Annotated in this window: 14 protein-coding genes and 1 pseudogene; 5 read left to right on the top strand and 10 right to left on the bottom strand. The window is 72.3% G+C overall.

Annotation, left to right across the window (positions count from 1 at the left end):
• Nucleotides 1–244: 244 nt before the first annotated feature.
• From HL054_RS20505 to HL054_RS20515, 3 genes are all read left to right on the top strand, one after another.
• Nucleotides 245–3,337: a DUF3427 domain-containing protein gene (locus HL054_RS20505; RefSeq protein WP_369140951.1), complete on the top strand. Its 3,093-nt coding sequence runs from the start codon at nucleotides 245–247 to the stop codon at nucleotides 3,335–3,337.
• Between the two features lie 72 nt (nucleotides 3,338–3,409).
• Nucleotides 3,410–4,078: a very short patch repair endonuclease gene (locus tag HL054_RS20510; protein ID WP_369140952.1), complete on the top strand. Its 669-nt coding sequence runs from the start codon at nucleotides 3,410–3,412 to the stop codon at nucleotides 4,076–4,078.
• A 187-nt stretch (nucleotides 4,079–4,265) separates the two neighbouring features.
• Nucleotides 4,266–5,507 carry an MFS transporter gene (locus HL054_RS20515; protein ID WP_369140953.1) on the top strand — a complete coding sequence of 414 codons (1,242 nt, stop codon included), beginning with the start codon at nucleotides 4,266–4,268 and terminating at the stop codon, nucleotides 5,505–5,507.
• Nucleotides 5,508–5,527: 20 nt separating this feature from the next.
• On the opposite strand, the gene HL054_RS20520 is transcribed toward HL054_RS20515, so the two are convergent.
• The 6 genes from HL054_RS20520 to HL054_RS20545 form a co-directional block, all read right to left on the bottom strand.
• Nucleotides 5,528–5,935: a hypothetical protein gene (locus tag HL054_RS20520; protein ID WP_369140954.1), complete on the bottom strand. Its 408-nt coding sequence runs from the start codon at nucleotides 5,933–5,935 to the stop codon at nucleotides 5,528–5,530.
• Nucleotides 5,936–6,048: 113 nt separating this feature from the next.
• Nucleotides 6,049–7,206 (bottom strand): aromatic ring-hydroxylating oxygenase subunit alpha, encoded by a 1,158-nt coding sequence (locus HL054_RS20525; RefSeq protein WP_369140955.1) that lies wholly within the window; start codon nucleotides 7,204–7,206, stop codon nucleotides 6,049–6,051.
• On the bottom strand, nucleotides 7,203–8,357 hold the full coding sequence (gene solA, locus HL054_RS20530; protein WP_369140956.1) for an N-methyl-L-tryptophan oxidase: 1,155 nt from the start codon (nucleotides 8,355–8,357) through the stop codon (nucleotides 7,203–7,205). The genes HL054_RS20525 and solA overlap by 4 nt, the downstream gene beginning before the upstream one ends.
• Nucleotides 8,358–8,367: 10 nt before the next feature.
• Nucleotides 8,368–10,767 (bottom strand): GcvT family protein, encoded by a 2,400-nt coding sequence (locus HL054_RS20535; protein ID WP_369140958.1) that lies wholly within the window; start codon nucleotides 10,765–10,767, stop codon nucleotides 8,368–8,370.
• A 168-nt stretch (nucleotides 10,768–10,935) separates the two neighbouring features.
• Nucleotides 10,936–11,706 (bottom strand): IclR family transcriptional regulator, encoded by a 771-nt coding sequence (locus HL054_RS20540; RefSeq protein ID WP_369140959.1) that lies wholly within the window; start codon nucleotides 11,704–11,706, stop codon nucleotides 10,936–10,938.
• A gap of 45 nt (nucleotides 11,707–11,751) precedes the next feature.
• Nucleotides 11,752–12,303 carry a GIY-YIG nuclease family protein gene (locus HL054_RS20545; RefSeq protein WP_369140961.1) on the bottom strand — a complete coding sequence of 184 codons (552 nt, stop codon included), beginning with the start codon at nucleotides 12,301–12,303 and terminating at the stop codon, nucleotides 11,752–11,754.
• A gap of 143 nt (nucleotides 12,304–12,446) precedes the next feature.
• Here HL054_RS20545 and HL054_RS22360 point away from each other — a divergent pair.
• A pseudogene (locus HL054_RS22360) lies at nucleotides 12,447–12,965 on the top strand (UGSC family (seleno)protein).
• Nucleotides 12,962–14,050 carry a hypothetical protein gene (locus HL054_RS20560; protein ID WP_369140964.1) on the top strand — a complete coding sequence of 363 codons (1,089 nt, stop codon included), beginning with the start codon at nucleotides 12,962–12,964 and terminating at the stop codon, nucleotides 14,048–14,050. The pseudogene HL054_RS22360 and the gene HL054_RS20560 overlap by 4 nt, the downstream one beginning before the upstream one ends.
• A gap of 66 nt (nucleotides 14,051–14,116) precedes the next feature.
• On the opposite strand, the gene HL054_RS20565 is transcribed toward HL054_RS20560, so the two are convergent.
• The 4 genes from HL054_RS20565 to HL054_RS20580 all read right to left on the bottom strand — a co-directional run bounded on the left by HL054_RS20565 (nucleotide 14,117) and on the right by HL054_RS20580 (nucleotide 19,346).
• On the bottom strand, nucleotides 14,117–15,721 hold the full coding sequence (locus HL054_RS20565) for an ABC transporter substrate-binding protein (RefSeq protein WP_369140965.1): 1,605 nt from the start codon (nucleotides 15,719–15,721) through the stop codon (nucleotides 14,117–14,119).
• A 94-nt stretch (nucleotides 15,722–15,815) separates the two neighbouring features.
• Nucleotides 15,816–17,768 carry a nuclear transport factor 2 family protein gene (locus HL054_RS20570; protein ID WP_369140966.1) on the bottom strand — a complete coding sequence of 651 codons (1,953 nt, stop codon included), beginning with the start codon at nucleotides 17,766–17,768 and terminating at the stop codon, nucleotides 15,816–15,818.
• 162 nt (nucleotides 17,769–17,930) lie between these two features.
• Nucleotides 17,931–18,686: an IclR family transcriptional regulator gene (locus HL054_RS20575; protein WP_369140967.1), complete on the bottom strand. Its 756-nt coding sequence runs from the start codon at nucleotides 18,684–18,686 to the stop codon at nucleotides 17,931–17,933.
• 60 nt (nucleotides 18,687–18,746) lie between these two features.
• Nucleotides 18,747–19,346 carry a TetR/AcrR family transcriptional regulator gene (locus HL054_RS20580; protein WP_369140968.1) on the bottom strand — a complete coding sequence of 200 codons (600 nt, stop codon included), beginning with the start codon at nucleotides 19,344–19,346 and terminating at the stop codon, nucleotides 18,747–18,749.
• Between the last annotated feature and the right edge of the window lie 24 nt (nucleotides 19,347–19,370).

Raw genomic sequence — 19,370 nt, forward strand, 5'->3', positions numbered from 1 at the left:
ACCCATGGCTGCACTCAAAGACGGGGGTTCTGGTCGACGTCCCGCACCAGCCAGCGGCAAGGGCCGACCGCACACGCGAGCGGCGACTGACGGCGTCACCTGTCTGCAGCCGCGGACCGGCAAAGCCGGTGGTGTCTGCAGTGATCAGTGTGGCTGCTGCTCGACATGCCTGTACCGGCGCGTTCCCTCGGGAGCCTGGAGGCTCGTGCAAGTCTGCGTGGATGCCGGGTCGACGGAAGACTGCATGAGCGAGGTCGCGCCGGGGATCTACGAGGCGCTGATGACCGAGGAGCTGGCTGGCGCACTGACCAGTACGCCCGAGGAGCTGGTGCAGTACGAGCCGATCGACCCCGCTGACTCGCACGTCGTGCTCACCCGACACCTGGCCAGCCTGATCACGCGATCACTGCAATCCGTCCCTGGGAGCGACCGCGACAAGGTGGTTGCACAGATCGAGCTGGCGAACCGGATCGCGACCGCCATCGGGGAGCTCAGCGCACCCGACGCTGTCATGGCCGGCGATCGAGTCGTCGGAGCCGCTCAGCAGCTGCTCGCCGTGGCGACCCACTCGGGCACCCCGGCACCCGTGGCCTTTCCGGCACGTCCGGAAGTGCCGTTGAGCACCAGCGCGCTCCTGGTCAACGGTCGTGGTCAGCCCAGGATCGGCTACGAGGTCGAACGCGAGCTGGCGTCCGCAGACCGCGTCGACCTCATCTGCGCTTTCATCACCTGGCACGGCGTCCGGGTCCTGGAGGAGGCCTTGCATGGTCTTCAGCTCCGCGGCGTGCGGCTCCGGGTCATCACCACCACATACTTGGGCGCAACGGAGCCGCGGGCCGTCGAGCGGCTGATCGCAGCCGGCGCCGACGTCCGGATCTCCTATGAGACCAGGACGACGCGGCTGCATGCCAAAGCGTGGCTGTTCCACCGCCGCTCAGGCTTCTCCACCGGCTACGTCGGCTCCTCGAACCTGTCCCGGGCGGCGCTCATCGACGGGCTCGAGTGGAACGTCCGCCTGTCGTCAGTGGAACAAGCCCACCTGCTGCAGACCTTCGCCGAGACGTTCGACTCCTACTGGCACGACGCAGCGTTCGAGCCGTACGACGCCGAGCGCTTCACGGCCGCCGTTGCTATCGAGCGGGGTGGGCGGACCGACGCTCCCACCGAGATCACCTCACTGGATGTCCGCCCCTTCGGCTACCAGCAGGAGATCCTCGAGGCGCTGGATGCCGAGCGGCTGGTGCACGACCGGTGGCAGAACCTCGTGGTGATGGCGACCGGCACCGGCAAGACGGTGGTGTCCGCGCTGGACTACCGACGACTGCGGGCCCAGGGGAACGTCGAGACCGTCTTGTTCGTCGCGCACCGCAAGGAGATCCTCACCCAGAGCCGATCGACGTTCCGCCAGGTGCTCCGCCGCGGTGACTTCGGGGAGCTGCTGGTCGACGGCGCCAAGCCCGAGAAGTGGCAACACGTGTTCGCCTCGGTGCAGTCGCTGGCGCAGCTCGACCTCGAAGAACTGAGACCTGACCTCTTCGACCTGGTCGTGGTCGACGAGTTCCACCACGCTGAAGCGACGACCTATCGGCGGCTGCTCGACCACCTACGCCCGAAGGTCCTCGTCGGACTGACCGCGACGCCGGAGCGGGCGGACGGCCGGGACGTGATCGCCCGTTTCGGCGGCCGTGCAGCGGTGGAGCTACGGCTGTGGGAGGCGTTGGAGCAGGGGCTGCTCGCGCCGTTCCAGTACTTTGGCAAGCACGACGCCGTCCCGCTGGACACGGTGCGCTGGCGGCGGGGCTCGGGCTACGACGTCGCTGAGTTGACCAACCTCTACACCGGCAGCGACGCCCGGGTGCGGCTGGTCCTGCAAGCCGTGGTCGACACCGTGGCCGAGCCGACGCGCATGCGGGCCCTGGGCTTCTGCGCGAGCATCGACCACGCCGTCTTCATGGCTGCCCGGTTCGCCGCCGCCGGGATCCCGAGTCGCGCAGTGACGTCGCGGGACGGCGCGGACGCCCGGGCCGCAGCGCTGACGGCCCTCCGGGATGGCGAGGTGAACGTGCTGTTCACCGTCGACCTGTTCAACGAGGGCTTCGACCTGCCGGAGATCGACACCGTTCTCTTCCTCCGCCCGACCGAGAGCGCCACAGTGTTCCTGCAGCAGCTCGGCCGCGGCCTACGGCTGGCTGAGGGCAAGCCGTGCCTGACGGTGTTGGACTTCATCGGTTCCCAGCACCGGAGCTTCCGCTTCGACCTCCGCTTCCGGGCATTGACCGGTACTTCGAGGCGCGGGCTCGAACGGGAGATCGACCTCGGGTTCCCGACGCTGCCGGCCGGCTGCTCCATCCAGCTCGACCGGGTGGCGCAGCAGGTGGTGCTGGCCAACGTGAGGCAATCGCTGCGGCTGCCGTGGCCGCAGTTGGCCGACGAGCTCGCTGCCTCCCCGGGGGCAGAGCTGTCCACGTTCTTGGACGAAACGGGGCTGGACGTCGAGGACCTCTACCGCGGCACCAGCCGCAGCTGGCTGGACCTGCAGCGCGCAGCAGGCTCGGTCCTCGTCGAACCGGGGCCGGACGACGCACAACTGCGCGGGGCCTTCGCTCGAATGCTGCACCTGGACGACGTCGAGCGACTCGATCGGCTGGCTCACGTGCTCACCGGCGGGCCCGTCGGATCGAGCGACCGGGACCGGCGACTGGCCGCGATGCTGCATTTCACGCTGTGGGGTTCGCGGACTCCGTTCTCCTCGGCCGAGGAGTCACTGGCGCGACTGCTCGCCGATCGCGCGCGATCGGACGAACTGGCCCAGCTCATCGGTGTGCTGAGAGAGCGAATCCACCGCGTGGCTCCAGCCCTCGACGCCGGGCCGCGACCGCTGCACGTACACGCGCGGTACAGCCGCGAGGAAGCCCTGGCGGCGTTCGGGATGACCAACCTGGCCGGCACGTTCGGATCAGGCGTGAAGTGGGTGCAGGACGAGCAGACGGACGTGTTCTTCGTGACCCTGACCAAGACCGAGGGGCACTTCTCCCCCACGACGATGTACGCCGACTCGGCGATCACGCCGACCCTGTTCCAGTGGGAGTCGCAGAACACCACGACCAAGACGTCCCCCGTCGGCCGGCGGTACGTGCACCACCGGGAGCAGGGGAGCTCGGTGCACCTCTTCGTACGAGAGACGAAGACGGCGGACGGTGCGCTCGGAGCACCGCCGTACCTGTACGCCGGGCCGATGACCTACCAGTCGCACACCGGCAACCGGCCTATGCGAATCCTCTGGCGGCTCGACCACGCCTTGCCCGGCGACGTCTTCCACGCGGCACGAGTCGCCTGACCAGCACCTGAGGGCGCCAGCTCCCAAGCCACGGGCGGCGGCCCGGCTGTTAGGCGCATCCACCGCCCCAGCGTGCCCGATCCGGTCGACGACGGACCTGGCCCACCGTTCTCGTCGGAGCCCGTCGGCATGATCGGGCCTCCGATGCCGGGGAGCGACATGCGCACTGACCCACCGTTCGACGACGCCAGCACGACGTCTCCCGCGATCATCGATCCTGGTCCACATCCCGGCGCATCGACGACCGCACGCCGCGTTCAGATGTCCCAACTGCGCCGTCGGGACAACGTGCCGGAGATGGCCGTCCGCCGATTGCTGTATGCGGCAGGGCTCCGCTACCGGGTGGCGTACCGCATTCCTGGGCAGCGGCGGCGGACGGTGGACATCGCCCTCGTCGGCCGTCGGATCGCCGTCTACATCGACGGCTGCTTCTGGCACAGCTGTCCGCAGCACTGGCATCTGCCCAAGGCGAATGCCGAGTGGTGGCTCGCCAAGTTCGCCATGAACAAGGCCCGCGACGCTGCATCCACCACCCAGCTCGAGGCGCTCGGCTGGACGGTTCTCCGGTTCTGGGAACACCAACCGCCTGACTCCGTCGCCCGTGTGGTCGTTGCCGCCGTCGGGCGCGTAGCGCCGGAGGCCCAGACGCATCAGCTGCGCGAACGGGTGCTGGATGTACCTCGCACGCGGGTCGGTTGCCTCTGGCTGATTGAGACCGGTCACCAGCTCCCGTGCGCCTAGGGATGTGGCCGGTGCCGGCGGCCGCTGCTCATGAGGAGAGCTACAACACGGGTCTTCGACGCCTTCGAGGGCAGGGTCGCCGAACACCGTAGGTTATCGTTGTGCGGTTCCTGTAACTCGTGTGTAACAACCTGCGGCCGGCGATCCCGGTGGAGCAAGGCGGCACGCCTGATCCGCAGCAGAGGTCATGTTCCACACGCGCCGCAACACCTTGATCGAGCACGCCGGGTGGTCCTACTTCCCGCTCGCGTTCATCGCTCGCCTGCCCTTCGCGATGATGACCGTCGGCGTCCTGACGCTCGTCGTCGCCGAGCGCGGATCCGTCACCCTCGGCGGGCTCAACTCCGCCGCCGCCGGCATCGGTACCGCGCTGGCCGGTCCGCTCCTCGGCGCGGCCGCCGACCGGCTGGGCCAGCGGCGGGTGCTCGTCCCCGTCGGGCTGGTCAACGCGACCTTGCTCGGCGCGTTCATCCTCGTCGTCCGGAGTGCCACGCCGGACCTCGCGCTCCTCACGATGTCCGTGCTCATCGGCGCCACCGCGCCGCAGGTCGCGCCGATGTCTCGCACCCGGCTGGTCGCGATCATCACGCGGAAGATCCGCCCGGCCGACCGCCAAAAGGTGCTCAGCTCGACGATGGCCTACGAGTCCGCGGCCGACGAGACCGTCTTCATCGTCGGCCCCTTCCTCGTCGGCATCCTCGCCACCGCCATCGCCCCCTGGCTCGCCATCGCCGGCGCCGCCGCCCTGACGCTCGTCTTCGTCACCCGGTTCGGGCTGCACCCCACCGGCCGACTCCAGGCCGGCAGCACGGGCAGCCAAGATCAGGCGCCGGCCCGGGAGCTCGCGCACGCGAAGCTGCTCACCGTCGTCGCCGGCGCGCTCGGCATCGGGCTCTTCTTCGGCGCCACCCTCACCTCGCTCACCGGCTACCTCGCTGCGGACGGTGACGGCGACCGGGCCGGCCTCTTCTACGGCGTCATGGGCATCGGCGCGGCCGCCCTGGCGCTGGGGTCCGCCGCCTTCCCCACGCGCTTCAGTCTCACCGCCCGCTGGCTCACCTTCGGCTCGCTCTTGCTCGCCGCCGCTGTCCTCTACGCGAGCGCCCGAGACGAGCTCACGATCGTCATCGCGCTCGCGATCCTGGGCTGCGGCATCGGCCCGACCCTGGTCAGCCAGTACAGCCTCGCCGCCCAGCTCAGCCCGTTCGGCCGGTCGGCGACCACCATGACGATGCTCGGCTCCGCAGTCGTCGTCGGCCAGGCCGTCTCCTCCGCGGTCACCGGCGCCGTCGTCGACTCCTTCGGCGCGACCACCGCGCTGGCGCTCCCGGCCGTCACCGCCGCCTTCGTCGTCGCCGCCGGCATCGCGCACGCCGTCGCGACGCCCCAGCCGGAACGCGACCGACAGCCGGAGCTCATCCCGGCCTGAAGCCGGTCGACGAGCCTCGCTCAGCCGTGGCGGGCGATCGGGCGGACCGGCGCGCGCAGCGGAGCCGACCGCAGCACCGCCCGGCGGTCCGCCTGGACGAGCACCAGCGTGCCGCCCCGCGCCGTCGCGCAGAGCGCCTCGAACACCGCCTCGTCGAGCAGCGCGACCTCCGTGCGGCCCCGGACCCCGCTCGCCTCCACCGCGCGAGCCACCTGCTCCTCCAGCGCGGCACGAGCCAGCGCGCGCTCCACGTCGTCGGCCCGCGCGCCGACCACGGCGCAGGCCAGCACCGAGCCCTCCTGCCGCGCGGCGTCCCGCAGCGCCCGCACCAGCTCGGCGGTGCTGCCCGCCGAGCCGTCCAGCGGCACCAGCAGCCGGGCCCGCGCGCGACGGGACGGCCGGCTGCCGACCACCTCTGCTGACGTCATGGCCGCATCCTGGGTGCCGGCTGCGCGCCTGCGGAAGAGCGGACCCAGTTCCGAGACCGACCGGTTCCTGTGAGAGCGCGGACATCAACAGTCCGTGAGCAGACGGTCACGGCTCAGTCGATCCGGGCGCGGACCCAGGAGTGGAAGGCGCCCAGGTGGTGTTCGGCCGGCACCAGCACCCCGCCGGCCGCGTACGCGCGCGAGCTCATCCCCGGCTGGGTGCGCTCGCAGGCGGCGAAGTCCTGCAGGTTGACCCGGTGGAACAGCTCGACCGACCGCCCGACGTCCTCCCCTGCGTCGACCACCTCCGGGGCGTACAGCCAGTCGCAGTCCACCTGCGTGCGGTCCACTGCCAGCGGCGTCATGCGCAGCACGATCACGTGGTCGGGCACCAGGTTGAGGAACACCGTCGGCTTGAGCGTCGCCGCGTAGTACCGCCGGTCCTGGTCGGCGCCGATCCCCGGCAGCGCCGGGAAGCCCGCGCTGCCGTCGACGGTGAACCCCTGGACGGCGGGGGCGAACTCCGCCCCGTGCCCGACGAACGACTGCGCGGCGTACCCGCGGGCGAACTCCGGCAGCACGTCGGTGAGCTCGGGGTGGATCGTCGCGCAGTGGTAGCACTCCATGAAGTTCTCCACGACGAGCTTCCAGTTCGCCCGGACGTCGTAGGAGACCCGCCGTCCCAGCAACAGCCGCTCGACGCCGTAGCCCTCGATCGCCGCCGGGTCGCCGAGCCGTTCGGTCACTGCGCCCTGCACATCGTCGGCGAAGGACGGCGGCTCGTCGGCCAGGCACACCCAGGCGTAGCCCAGCCACTCCCGCAGGTGCACCGGCACCAGCCCGTTCGCGACCCGGTCGACGTCCGGCATGTGCCGCAGGTTCGGCGCCGCCACCAGCGCACCGTCCAGCCCGTAGGCCCACGCGTGGTACGGGCACTTCAGCGTCCGCTTGACCTGCCCGGACTCCTCGGTGCACAGCAGCGCCCCGCGGTGCCGGCAGACGTTGAGGAAGGCCCGCAGCCCACCGGTCCGGTCCCGCACGACCAGCACGCTCTCCCGGCCCACCTGCACCCGCCGGAAGCTGCCGGGTTCGGCGAGCTCGTCCGCTCGGACGACGCACGACCACATCGCCTCGAACACCCGGTCCTGCTCCCGGGCGAAGACGTCCGGGTCGGTGTAGTACCGGCCGGGCAGGGTCGGGATGAGGCTCCCGGCCGGAGGTTCCGGCTGCGGTGCGGCAGGGGCGGTGGGGACCTGGTCCGTCGTGGTCATGGGGTGGCCTCCAGGGCCGGCCGGCGCGGGTCGAACAGGGCGATCGGGTGCTCCGTCGTCCCCGTGGTGGCCAGGTCGGCGAGGACCTCACCCACCACCGGCACGAACTTGAAGCCGTGCCCGGAGAAGCCGCAGGCCACCGTGACGGCGGCGTGCTCCGGGTGCCGGGCGATCACGAAGTGCTGGTCGGGCGTCGTGGTGTACATGCAGGTGGCCGCGGTGAGGTACCGCCCGGGCAGGGTGGGCAGCACCGTGCGCACGTGGTCGGTCATGGCCGCGATCTCCTCCGGGTGCACCTCCCGGTCGATGGTGTCCGGGCTGCACGGGATGCCCCGGCGGAAGAACGCCACCTTCGCGCCGCCGTCCGGACCGTCGATCGCCGGGAAGCCGTAGATCTGCGTGCCGTCGGCCGCCTCGTGGATGTAGATCGGGTGCCGATCGGCGGCGTAGGGACCCACCCCGTCGCTGGGCTGGAACCAGTACATGACCTGCCGCTCGACGGTGAAGGGCACGCCCAGGTCGGCGAGCAGCTCCGGCGCCCACGCCCCGGGGCAGATGACCAGCTGCCCGGCGGTGTACTCCCCCGCCGCGGTCCGCACCCGCACCCCGCCGTCCGCGGTCTCCGACCACTCCGTGACCGGCTCGTCGTAGTGCAGCTCGGCGCCCCGCTTCTCGGCCAGGGCCAGGTGCGCGGCGACCGTCACCTCCGGGCGGACGAAGCCGGCGGCGGTCTCGTACACCCCCACCTCGTCCTCGGCCGGTGAGAGCGTCGGGAACCGGCGGCGGACCTCCCCGGCGTCCAGCAGCTCGTGCGGCAGCCCCCACTCCCGCGCGGCGAGCAGGCTGCCGGCCACCGTCAGGCTGTCCGGGCGGCCGAGGAACACCCCGCCGGTCAGCGTGATCACGTCGGCACCGGAGTCGGCGGCCAACTCGTGCCACAGCTCGTAGGAGCGCAACAGCAGCGGCACGTAGGCCGGGTCCTCGAAGTAGGACTGCCGGGTGATCCGGGAACCGCCGTGGCTGGACCCCCGGTCGTGCGCCGGGCCGAACCGCTCCAGCCCCAGCACCCGCTGGCCGCGGGCGGCCAGGTGCGCGGCGGCCGCGCTGCCCATACCGCCGAGCCCCACCACGATCACGTCGTAACCCGCCATGCCCGACTCCTCAGCTCCGGACCCGGGTGCCGCCCGGGTCGACCAGCGGCTCGGCGGCGACGGTCGCGGCGACCGGTCGCCCGAAGTAGTCGATGGTCACGGCCGTGCCGACCTCGACCAGGTCGGCCGGCAGCCAGGCGTAGGCGATCGGCCGGCCGATCGTGTAGCCGAAGGCGGCGCTGGTCACGTAGCCGACCGGCGTCCCGCCGACCCGCACCGGCTCCCGGCCGAGCACCATGCTGGCCGGGTCGTCGAGGGTCAGGCAGGTCAGCGTGCGGTCGTGCGGACGGCGGGCCAGGGCGTCCCGGCCGACGAAGTTGCCCTTGCCGGTGCGGACGGCGAAGCCCAGGCCGGCCTCGACCGGGTCGTGCTCGGTGGTCATGTCGGCGCCCCAGGCCCGGTACCCCTTCTCCAGCCGCAGGCTCGAGAAGGCGCTGCGCCCGGCAGCGACCACCCCGTGCTCCTGGCCGGCCGCCCACAGGGTGTCCCAGAGCCGCAGCCCGGTCGCGGCGTCGGTGTAGAGCTCCCAGCCAAGCTCGCCGACGTAGGAGACCCGGAGCGCGGTCACCGGCACCTCGCCGACGAACAACCGCTGGGCGGTGAAGTAGCCGAAGGCCCCGTGCGAGACGTCGGTGCGGGTCAGCGGGCTCAGGACGTCGCGGGCCCGCGGACCCCACAACCCGATGCCGCAGGTGCCCGCGGTCGTGTCGCGCAGCTGCACGGAGCCGTCGGCCGGCGCGTGCTGCCGGAACCAGTCCAGGTCCAGCGGTCCGTTGGTGCCGACCTGGAAGCGCTGGGCGGCCAGCCGGGCCACGGTGAGGTCGCTGCGGATCCCGCCGTCGGCTCCGAGCAGCAGCGTGTACGTCACCCTGCCGACCGGCCGGTCGACGTCGTTGGTGGTCAGCCGCTGCAGGAAGTCGGCGGCACCCGGTCCGGTGACCTCGATCCGTGGCAGGGGTGTCAGGTCGTACATCGCGACCCGCTCGCGGGTGGCCCGCGCCTCGGCGGCGGCGATCGGTGACCAGTACCGCGCCGACCAGGCGTCCCGCTCCGGCAGCTGCTCGTCGGCGGCCAGCGCGGCGTTCGCCTCGAACCAGTGCGGCCGCTCCCAGCCGCCGGCCTCCAGGAACACCGCGCCGAGCTCCTGCTGCCGGGGGTGGAACGGGCTGGTGCGCAGCGGTCGGGGCTGCTCCATCGGCTGCAGCGGGTGGACGACGTCGTAGACCTCGATGAACTGCTGGGCGCCGCGGGCCGCCACGTAGTCCGGCGCGAGCTGGAACTCCTCGAACCGGTGCAGGTCGCACTCGTGCACGTCGGTGCGCGGCTGCCCCTCCACCAGCCACTCGGCCATCGCCTTGGCCACCCCGGCGGAGTGCGTCACCCAGACCGCCTCGGCCACCCAGAAGCCCGGCAGCTCCCGGTGCTCGCCGAGCAGCGGCATGCCGTCGGGGGTGAAGGAGAAGACGCCGTTGATGCCGGACTCCACGGTGGTGGCGGCCAGCCCGGGCAGCAACGCCACGCTCTGCTTCCACGCCTCGGCGAAGTCGTCGGGGGTGAAGGGCAGGCAGCTGTTGTCGTGCGCCGCGGTGTCGGCCGGGGTCACCGGCATCGGCTGGTGCCCGTAGGAACCGATGCCCAGCCGGTCGCCGTGCTCGCGGAAGTACAGGTCCTGGTCCTGGTGCCGCAGGATCGGGGCGGTCGGGTTCGCGGCCGCGCCGGCGAGCGCCGGCACCGGGGCGGTGGTGGCGTACTGGTGGGCCAGCGGCTGCAGCGGCACGGTCAGCCCGGCGAGCGCACCGACCGACGGGCCCCAGAAGCCCGCCGCGCAGATGACCACGTCGGCCGGCACCAGGCCGGCGTCGGTGTGCACGCCGCTGACCCGCCCACCTGCCTGCACGACCCCGGTGACCGTGCGCCGGGCGAGGAACCGCGCTCCGCGCTCGATGGCCCGTCGGGCCTGCGCCTCGCCGGCCCGGACGGGGTGCGCCAGTCCGTCGGTCGGCACGTGGAGACCGCCGAGGACGGCGTCGGCATCGACCAGCGGGTGCAGCCGGGCGCACTCGGCGGGGTCGACGAGCCGGGCGTCGATGCCCCAGGACAGGTCGAAGCCGTGCCGGCGGGCGAGCTCGGCCATCCGCTCGGGGGTCGTCGCCAGCTCCAGGCCACCGACCTGCCAGAAGCACGGTTCCCCGTCCAGCGTGAGGCCGGAGAACTTGCCGACCGTGTAGGCCGCGAACTCGGCCAGCGTCTTCGACGGGCTGGTCTGGAAGACCAGCCCCGGCGCGTGCGAGCTCGATCCGCCGGCGGCGTACAGCGGGCCCTGGTCGAGCACGGTGACGTCGGTCCAGCCTCGCGCGGTGAGCTCGTCGGCGAGCGAGCAGCCGACGATCCCGGCGCCGATCACGACCACGCGAGGCTTCCCGGCGATGACGTCCCCCCCAACAGCACGTTGCGTGAACCGCAACAGTGGGCGTTGTGCGCAACAGCGTGGAGGCGCGTGAGGTCCGGGTCAAGACCTCGGAGCCGGCGGTCGGCGACCGTTACGGCGAGTTGACCCCCGCGACACGCACCGGCGGGGTCAGCCGAGCAGGGCGCCGGCCTCCGTCGCCGCGGCGACCAGCTGCTCGGCCACCGCAGGGAAGCGGTCCGCGCCGAGCCGGTACGCCGGGCCGGAGACGCTGAGGGCCGCCACCACCTCGCCGGCGGCGGTGCGCACCGGAGCCGCCACACCGTTCAGGCCGACCTCCAGTTCGCCTTCCGTCGCGCCCCAACCCCGCGCCCGGACGGCGGCCAGCTCGGCCGCGAGTGCCCGGTGGTCGGTGATCGTGGCGGGGGTGCAGCGCGCCAGCGGCTGCCCGGCGAGGTCCCGGCGGACGTCGTCCGGCGCGTAGGCCAGCAGCACCTTGCCGCTGGACGTCGCGTGCAGCGGCGTCCGCCGGCCGACCCAGTTCTGGACCGCGACCGCTGCGCTGCCGCGAGCCTGGCTGACGTTCATCGCCGCACCTTCGTCCAGAACGGCCACGTTGACCGTCTCCCCCAGGTCGGCGGCCAGCTCTGCGCAGACCTGCCGGGCCGCCTGGACGACGTCCAGCTGCGCTGCTCCGGTGCCGGCCAGCCGGATCAACCCGACGCCCAGCCGGTACGTGCCCCGCGCTCGGGCCTGCTCGACCAGTCCCCGGCCCTCCAGCGTGGCCAGCAGCCGGGAGGCGGTGGACTTGTGCACGCCCAGGTCGGCGCCGATCTCGGTGACCCCGACCTCTCCCCGCCGGGCCAGGATCTCCAGAATCTGGGCCGCCCGGTCCACCGACTGCACCGGCTGGACGAGGGGCTCCTTGTCGTCGTTGCGCACGACGCAACAGTAGGGCCGGCCCTCAGACCGCCCCCGCCGCCTCGTTCATGACTTCCCCCCGACCTTCGCCGCGTCCCGCCAGCGCCGCCGCGCGTCCCGCACGCGCGGGTGCAGCGGGTGGGCCTGGTTCTCGGCCTGGTTGAGCGGCGGCTCGAGGTCGGCGATCACCGCTGCCTCGACCGTCCACGGTTCTGGGTGCTCGGCCCAGGTCAGCCAGAGCTTTTCGACCATCCACTCCGACAGCCGCAGTTCGTCCCGGTTGACCAGCACCGGCCGAGTCGTCCACCGGCTCTGCCAGCCCTGGTGCTCGCTGAGCAACGCGGCCAGCGATCGGCGCAGCGTCGACGATCCGGTCGTCCCGCGGATGTGGTCGCCGACGACCCGGCTGCGCAGCGTCGCCGTCGACACGACCCCGTTCGGCGCGATCCCCACGTACAGCAGCTGCAGCGGAGCCGTCGGGTGCCGCGGCCCGGAGATGCCCGGCAGCGCACCGAACGACCCCCACCACGCGTACAGCCCCGGCGCCGCCGGCACCTCGGCCCGAGCCTGTTCCAGCGGAACCGGCGCCGCGCGAAGCGCAGCAGTGACGTCGTCCATGCCCCCAGTCAACGGGACACCGCGCCGGTGAGCACCGGTCAGTTCTTCCACCCTCCGGGACGACGCCCTGTGCGACCGGCGACCTCTGCGTAGCGTGATCGGGACCACTATGCAAGGGAGCGGACATGCCTGTGGCATTCGAGATGCTGGACCCGACCGTGCAGGCCGAGGGGGCAGCCGTGCTGCTCGCCGAGCGGCCGGCCGACCTGCGGAACAAGCGCATCGTCCTGATGGACAACGGCAAGCACAACGCCCGTGAGCTGCTGGAGGCGGTCTTCGCGATCGTCGAGCCGGAGCTCTCGCCGTCCTCGGTGACCTGGAAGAAGGTGCCCGCCACCTGGCCGGCCGCCGACGAGATGCTCGACGAGATCGCCCAGGAGTGCGACCTCGTCATCGAAGCGGTCGGTGATTAGGGCAGCTGCAGCGCGGCCAGTGTGGCCGACGTCATCCTGATGGAGAAGCGCGGAATTCCTTCCGCGGCTATTTGCACTGACGCACTGAAGATGAGCGCCGACGCGATGGCGGTCATCCAGGGCGCACCCGACTACCGGTACGCCGTCGTCCCCCACCCGGTGAGCAGCCTGGACGCCGACGGCATCGCCGCGGTCGCCCAGCTCGCGGCACCGCAGGTGATGAACATCCTCCGCGGAGAGGCCCCGTGACCGAACAGCAGACCGCCCTCACCGCCGAGGACCTCGTCGCCGCCATCGAGCAGTGCTTCGAGAACGGCTGGACCGACGGCCTGCCCGTCGTCCCGCCGATCCCGAGCCTGGTGAACCGGTTCCTGGAGCACACCGACCACTCGCCGACCGACGTCATCTGGACGATGAAGCAGGTCAAGCGCGGCTGCACCGTGCAGGCGGCGGCGATCAACGCGGCGATGGCCGGCTGCAAGCCCGAGCACTTCCCGGTCGTGCTGGCCGCCCTCGAGGCGACCGTCGACGAGGGCTGGCCGGGCCTCGGCGGGTGGCAGAGCACCACCGGTGGCGGTCCGCTGCTCATCGTCAACGGCCCGGTGCGCGAGCCGCTCGGCTTCAACGCCAAGGGCAACGTGTTCGGCCCCGGCTTCCGGGCCAACGCGACGGTCGGCCGGGCGATGCGGCTGATCATCATGAACGCTTACGGCGTCAAGCCGCACGCGCTCGACCAGGCCACCCAGGGCTTCCCCGGCAAGTTCTCCCTGTGCATCGCGGAGAACGAGGAGGAGAGCCCCTGGGAGCCGCTGTCGGTCACCCTCGGGCACGACGCCGGCGTGAGCACCGTGTCGGCGCTGCACACCCGCAGCACCGAGCACATCGACAACCGCAACACCGGTGACCCGGCGTCGATCCTCAACGACATCGCCGACACCTGCGGCCGGATCGGGGCGATGACCCGCCGGTTCCGCCGGGTCGGCGTGGTCATCGGACCGGAGCACGCGCAGCTGCTGGCCAAGCACGGCATGTCCAAGCAGGACGTGCGCGAGCACCTGGCCGAGCACAGCGGCCGGACGGCGGGCGCGCTGCGCGCCGCCGGTCGCGGTGAGATGGCGGCGGTCTTCCAGAACACGCCGGGCGTCTCGGCGTTCGACGAGGAGTCGGTGTCCGGGATCGACCAGGTCGCGGACGACGACCTGGTGACCTCGGTCCGCACCCCGGACGACGTCATCGTCGTGGTCGCCGGCGCCGCCAACGCCGGGATCTCCACGGTCGTGCAGACGCTGGGCTTCCCGACCAAGACGATCGGCACCGCGGTCATCCGCAGCTGATCACCGGCACGACAGAGGGGGCCACGACGTGAAGTCGTGGCCCCCTCTGTCGTGTCAGCGCACCCGCTACTGGTCCATCCAGACCGAGTCCCACAGGATGGTCGGGTTGACGCCCACCAGCGGCGGGATCGGCGTGGTCAGCCCCGGCCCGTGCACGCCCGCGACCGCGATGTTCGACGGCGTGATCGACAGGATGTACGGCGCGTACGCCTTGTCGCTGATCAGCTTGCCGGCCTGGTCGTAGAGCGACTGGCGCTCCGCCTCGTCGACCGAGGACGCCGCCGACGCGAGCAGCTCGTCCAGCTCCGGGTCGGCCACCCCGCTGTACGGGACGCCCGAGGCGAACCGGAAGTCCACCCCGGTGCCGGCGGCCGGGTCCCAGGCCCCGACGGTCTGCAGCATCGCCTGCCACTGCTTGCCCTTGAAGTTGCCGATCAGCACGTTGAGCTGGTCGGCGTGCATCGTCACCTCGATGCCCGCCTCCTCCCACTGCGTCTCCAGCGCCGTGCCGACCTGCTGGGCGACGTAGCTCTGCAGCACCCCGAGGTCGACCTTGAGCCCACCGAGCTCCTCCACCAGCTCCTTGGCCTTGGCCAGGTCGTAGGTGCGGTAGCCCGGCACCTCGGCCTCGTGGAACAGCCCGCCGGAGCCGGTGAACGTCTGCGCGACCTCGGTCTTCCCCTGGAACAGACCCTCGTTGATGGCCTCCGGGTCGGTCGCGTAGTAGATCGCCTCGCGCGCCCGCTGGTCGTCGAACGGGGCGATCGCGGTGTTGAACTGCACGAGGTACGGCGAGGTCGCCGGCGCCTGGGTCAGCTGCACGTTGTCGTTGGACCGCGCCTGGTCGACCAGCGGCGTGGTCTGCATGCTCTCGTAGACCTGCGCCTGGCCGGCCTGGATCGCCTGGTAGGCGGGCTGGTCACCGCCGATGGTCTTGATGATCAGCTCGTCCAGGTAGGGCTGGCCGGACTTGAAGTACGTGGGGTTGCGCGCCAGCACGAGCTCGGTGTTCAGCGAGTTGGACTCCACGGTGAACGGGCCCGCGCCGACCGGCTCCAGCCTGAACGCCTCCTCCCCCATCTGCTCCAGCGCCGTCGGTGAGGCGATCCAGTTCGCGTTCGACACCGGGAAGGCGTTGATCACCGCCGGGTAGGGGCGGGAGAACCTCAGGACGACGGTGGTGTCGCCCTCGGTGGTGATCGGGTCGGTCTCCGCCAGCGGCCACTTCGGCGAGCACGAGCACGCCGACGTCACCGCCCGTTCGAAGTTGAACGCCACGGCCTCGGCGTCGAACGGCGTCCCGTCGCTGAACTCGACGTCCGGGCGCAGCTCGATGGTCACCGTCATCCCGTCCGGCGAGATCTCGTAGCCGCTGGCGAGGTCCGGCTCGACCTTGGCGTTGCCGCCGTCGTCGTCGGCGGTCAGCACGAACAGCCCGCCGAAGATGGCGTTCATCTGGGTCATGTTCGCCCCGCCGGTGGTGTTGGTGGCGGGGTCGAGCCCGGTGGGCCAGGACCCGGCGAAGTCGCCGCGCTCCAGCACCGTCAGGGAGCCGCCTTGCTGCGGCGACGAGGCGGCCGGCGCCGTGTCCGGCGTGCTGTCGGACCCGCAGCCGGCCACCAGGGCCGCCACCGCGAGGAGGGCGAGCGCGTGCGTGGATCTCTTGGTCAACTTGTTCTCCGCTTCGTTGCCGAGGTGCCGTGCCGTGCCGAGATCCCGCCGCGCCGCGTCGTCGACGTGCGCAGCGGAGCAGGTGGGGGCCGGGTCAGCCCCGGGTCGCCGGGGCGTCGCGCGCCGGCCCGGACGGCGGCAGCTGGTAGCCGTGCGCCGTCATGCTGGTCTCCGGCCGCAGCTCGGCCGTCACGCAGTCGGGCCAGTACAGCTCGGGCACCCGCCCGCTCACCGGGTTCCGGTAGTGGAACCACATCGGCAGGATGCCCGGCCACTCGATCGTCGTCCCGGTGCCGCCGCGGAAGCCCTCCTCGCGCCGGCCGAGGTCGGTGAGCGGCACGTCCGGCGGGTAGCTGTCGAGCAGCCGGCTCCCCGGCGGGTTGGGCGCTCCTGCCGGTCGGGGCTCCGCGCCCGCCCAGCCGCCCGCCCAGGTGGGCGAGGACATGTAGGACTCGTCGATGGTCACGCTCCACAGCCGCCAGATGCCGTCCTCGAGCACGGCCTGGTCGTTGGGGTACATGCCGGAGAAGAACCCGGCCCAGCCCGGCGTCACCGTGGCGGCGGTGCGGGGCTGGAACAGCCGCGTGCGCAGCGTCGCCGACCGGCCGTCCTCGGACACCAGGACCACCGGCTGGGTGCGCCAGTGGAACGAGATCCGCGAGCGCAGCGCGTCCGCGGGCTGCGAGCCGCCGTAGAAGGCGGTCGCCGCGCCGTAGATGCGGTCGCGGCCGAGGTAGTAGCCGGCGAACGGGGAGGACTTGTTGCCGTCGACGGCGATGATGCCCGCCATCTCCGCCCACTGGAGGTCGTCGATGTAGAAGCCGTAGGCCGCCGACACGTTCTCGACGCCGTCGTAGGCGAGCGAGCGAGCCAGCCGGCGGGCCAGCTCGGCCACGTCCGCGTCGGTGCTGCGGGCCACCGCCGACCGGCCGCGGACGACGTCGAGCTGCGGCGGCGCGGACCGGGGGTCGACGGCCGCGGTGCCGCCGTCCGCCCAGCCCTCGTCGTAGTCGGCCGCCAGCAGCGGGGTGCGGCGGACCTCGGCCAGCTTCCACATGCCGTCGTCCTGGACCGCCCGACCGGCGAGGACGGAGAACTCCCAGCCGGCCTGCTGCCGCGCGGCGTCGCCGAGCATGGCGACCTCGATCCCGCGGGTGGTCGCCTCCCGGCCCCCCGGGTGCACGTCGACGAGCAGGTCGAAGACCAGGCGGTCGTTCAGCTCCCCGTCGCGGAGGCCCTCCGGCCCCATCCGCTCCAGCGCCTCGCGGACGCCGTCGGGGCCGGCGGTGCTGTGCTGCCCGTCGACCCGGACGACGCCGTCGGCGGTGAACAGGTCGACGACGTCGGTCCACATCTTCCGGTCGACGTAGTAGCCGTAGGCGTGCTGCAGGTTGCGGACGGCGTCCTCGTCGTTCAGCCGGTCGATCCGCTCCGCGAGCTCGGCCAGGCTCGCGCCGGTGCGCGGCGCGGGCCCGGACGGCGCGGGCACCGGCACGCCGGTCTCGTCGACGGTGAAGTGCGGCGGGACGATGGGCAGCCCGGCGCCGCCGACGTTGGTCCAGCCGGTGGCGTAGTCGCCCTCGTACTGCGGGTGGTGGCGCAGCGCGGCGATCAGCCAGCGGCCGTCCTCGCAGACGTACTCGTCCTCCTGGACGCCGGCCTCGATCCGCGCCCGGCCGGCGCCGTCGCCGAGGAAGACCAGCTGCTGCCAGCGCACCTGCGCGGTCCGGCCGTCCGCCGACAGGTTCGCCAGCGGCTGGTCGACCACCTCGGTGTGCAGCGTGCCCGGCGTCCGGCCGTCCATGGCACCGGCGCGGTCGGCCAGCCACCCGGCGATCGCCTCGCGGCCGGTCACCACCTCGTCGCCCCAGTGCACCGTGCCGTCCGCAGCGAACAGCGCCGCCATCGCCTGCCATTCGCCGAGCTGGCTCAGCTGCGCGTACGTGCGCTGCAGGTCCTTGACCGCGCGCAGCGACTCGACCCGCTCGACGTCCCGGGCGAGCGCGTCGACCGTCCCGGACGCCGTCCCGCGTGCAGCAGTCGTCATGTCCGTGCTCCCCCTCGGTGTCCGCCGGACGGGCGGCTCGGCCACCCGGTGCCTGCGCTCGACCGCGCCGGACAGCACCGTGTCCGTCACTACGTCGTTGAGGGAGTCAAGCAGTCATCTGTTCACCAGACAAGAACGACATGTCGTTCTGCGAACAACTGTTCAACCGACGTCGCGAGGCGCCGCCACGTGCCCCAGCTCCGCGCTGAGGTCGGCGGCGGTGGCCTGCAGCGCCTCCAGCGTGGGCGCGAGGTCCAGCTCGCCGGCGCCCAGCAGGGCGATGGTGGCGGCCAGGCCCTTGTCGTCGAACACCGGCGCCGCGACCGCCACGGTGCTGTCGTTCCACACCACGCTGTAGCCCTGCCGCCGGGCGGAGTACACGTCGGTCTCCAGCCTCGCCCGCTGCGCCGCCGGCATCCCGGCGGTCACCGCCGCCATCTCCGCGGCGTCGCCGTAGGCCAGCATCAGCTGCGACTGCGCCGCCGTCGGGTCCAGCTTCGTGCCCGGGTGCACGGTGATCACCACGACCCGGCTGGTGTCCTCCTCGGCCAGCGCCACCACCGGCCCCGACGCGCCCTTGACGCTGAGCACCGCGGTCATCCGCACCGCCGACCGCAGCCGCTGCAGGTGCGGCCCGGCGATCTCCACGATCCGCCGCCGGCCCAGCGCCTGGATGCCCAGCTCCAGCATCAACGGCCCGAGCGCGAACGTGCCGCGCCGCTCCCCGCGCTCCAGGATCCCCGCCGCCGCCATCGAGGCGCAGTAGCGGTAGGCCGTCGTCCGGTTCAACCCCGTCGCCTCGGCGATGTCAGCCGCCGACAGCTCCACCACACCCGGCCCGAACAACGCGCAGACCTGGCCCACCCGGGCCACCGCCCGGATGTCCGCCGTCGACGTCGCGTCCTCGGAGTTCACCATGCGCGAAGACTAGATCGCCAGGAGCACCGTGCAGACGGGTGTCCACCCGCCCGGAGGAGGTCAGCCGGCCGGGGCGAGCAGCCGCCGGACGGTGTCCACCAGCATGTCGCGTTCCGCCGCGGCGGCAAAGCCGGACTCCCCCGCCAGCCGGCCGAGGAAGCCGTCGAGCACGACCAGCACCCAGGCGCACAGCCGGGCGGCCGGGACGTCGTCCCGCACCTCCCCCGCCGCCTGCGCGGCCTCGACCCAGGGCAGCAGCCCGTCGAGCACGGCGGCCTCGTCCCGCGCCAGGGCGGCGGCGACCCGCTCGTCGTTCATCACCGCGCCGACCGCCCTGACGAAGCCGGCGACCCGGGGATCGGCGAACTCCGCCGCGCTGTGCACGACGTGGTCGACGAGGACCCCGCCGACGTCGGTGCGGCCCTGCTGGGCGGCGAACCAGGCGACGGTCTCAGCGGTGCCCAGTTCCAGGACCGCCAGCAGCACGTCGAGCTTGGTCGGGAAGTAGTGGAAGAAGGTGCCCGACCCGATCCCCGCGGTCCGGCAGATGGCGGCGGTGGTCGCCCGGTCGAAGCCGTCGGCGGCGAAGCAGGTGAGCGCGGCGTCGATGATGGCCGTCCGCCGCGCCTCGTGCCGGACCGGGTCGATCGTGCGCGCCACGGGCTCCCTTTCCTAGAGCAGTCA

Origin of the sequence: Modestobacter versicolor, from assembly GCF_041028285.1 — a bacterium.
Lineage (GTDB): Bacteria > Actinomycetota > Actinomycetes > Mycobacteriales > Geodermatophilaceae > Modestobacter > Modestobacter versicolor_A.

Coding starts and splice junctions, on each gene's coding strand:
- HL054_RS20505 (WP_369140951.1), top strand. CDS start 245: ATGAGCGAGGTCGCGCCGGGGATCTACGAGGCGCTGATGACCGAGGAG.
- HL054_RS20515 (WP_369140953.1), top strand. CDS start 4,266: ATGTTCCACACGCGCCGCAACACCTTGATCGAGCACGCCGGGTGGTCC.
- HL054_RS20520 (WP_369140954.1), bottom strand. CDS start 5,935: ATGACGTCAGCAGAGGTGGTCGGCAGCCGGCCGTCCCGTCGCGCGCGG.
- HL054_RS20525 (WP_369140955.1), bottom strand. CDS start 7,206: ATGACCACGACGGACCAGGTCCCCACCGCCCCTGCCGCACCGCAGCCG.
- solA (WP_369140956.1), bottom strand. CDS start 8,357: ATGGCGGGTTACGACGTGATCGTGGTGGGGCTCGGCGGTATGGGCAGC.
- HL054_RS20545 (WP_369140961.1), bottom strand. CDS start 12,303: ATGGACGACGTCACTGCTGCGCTTCGCGCGGCGCCGGTTCCGCTGGAA.
- HL054_RS20570 (WP_369140966.1), bottom strand. CDS start 17,768: ATGACGACTGCTGCACGCGGGACGGCGTCCGGGACGGTCGACGCGCTC.
- HL054_RS20575 (WP_369140967.1), bottom strand. CDS start 18,686: ATGGTGAACTCCGAGGACGCGACGTCGACGGCGGACATCCGGGCGGTG.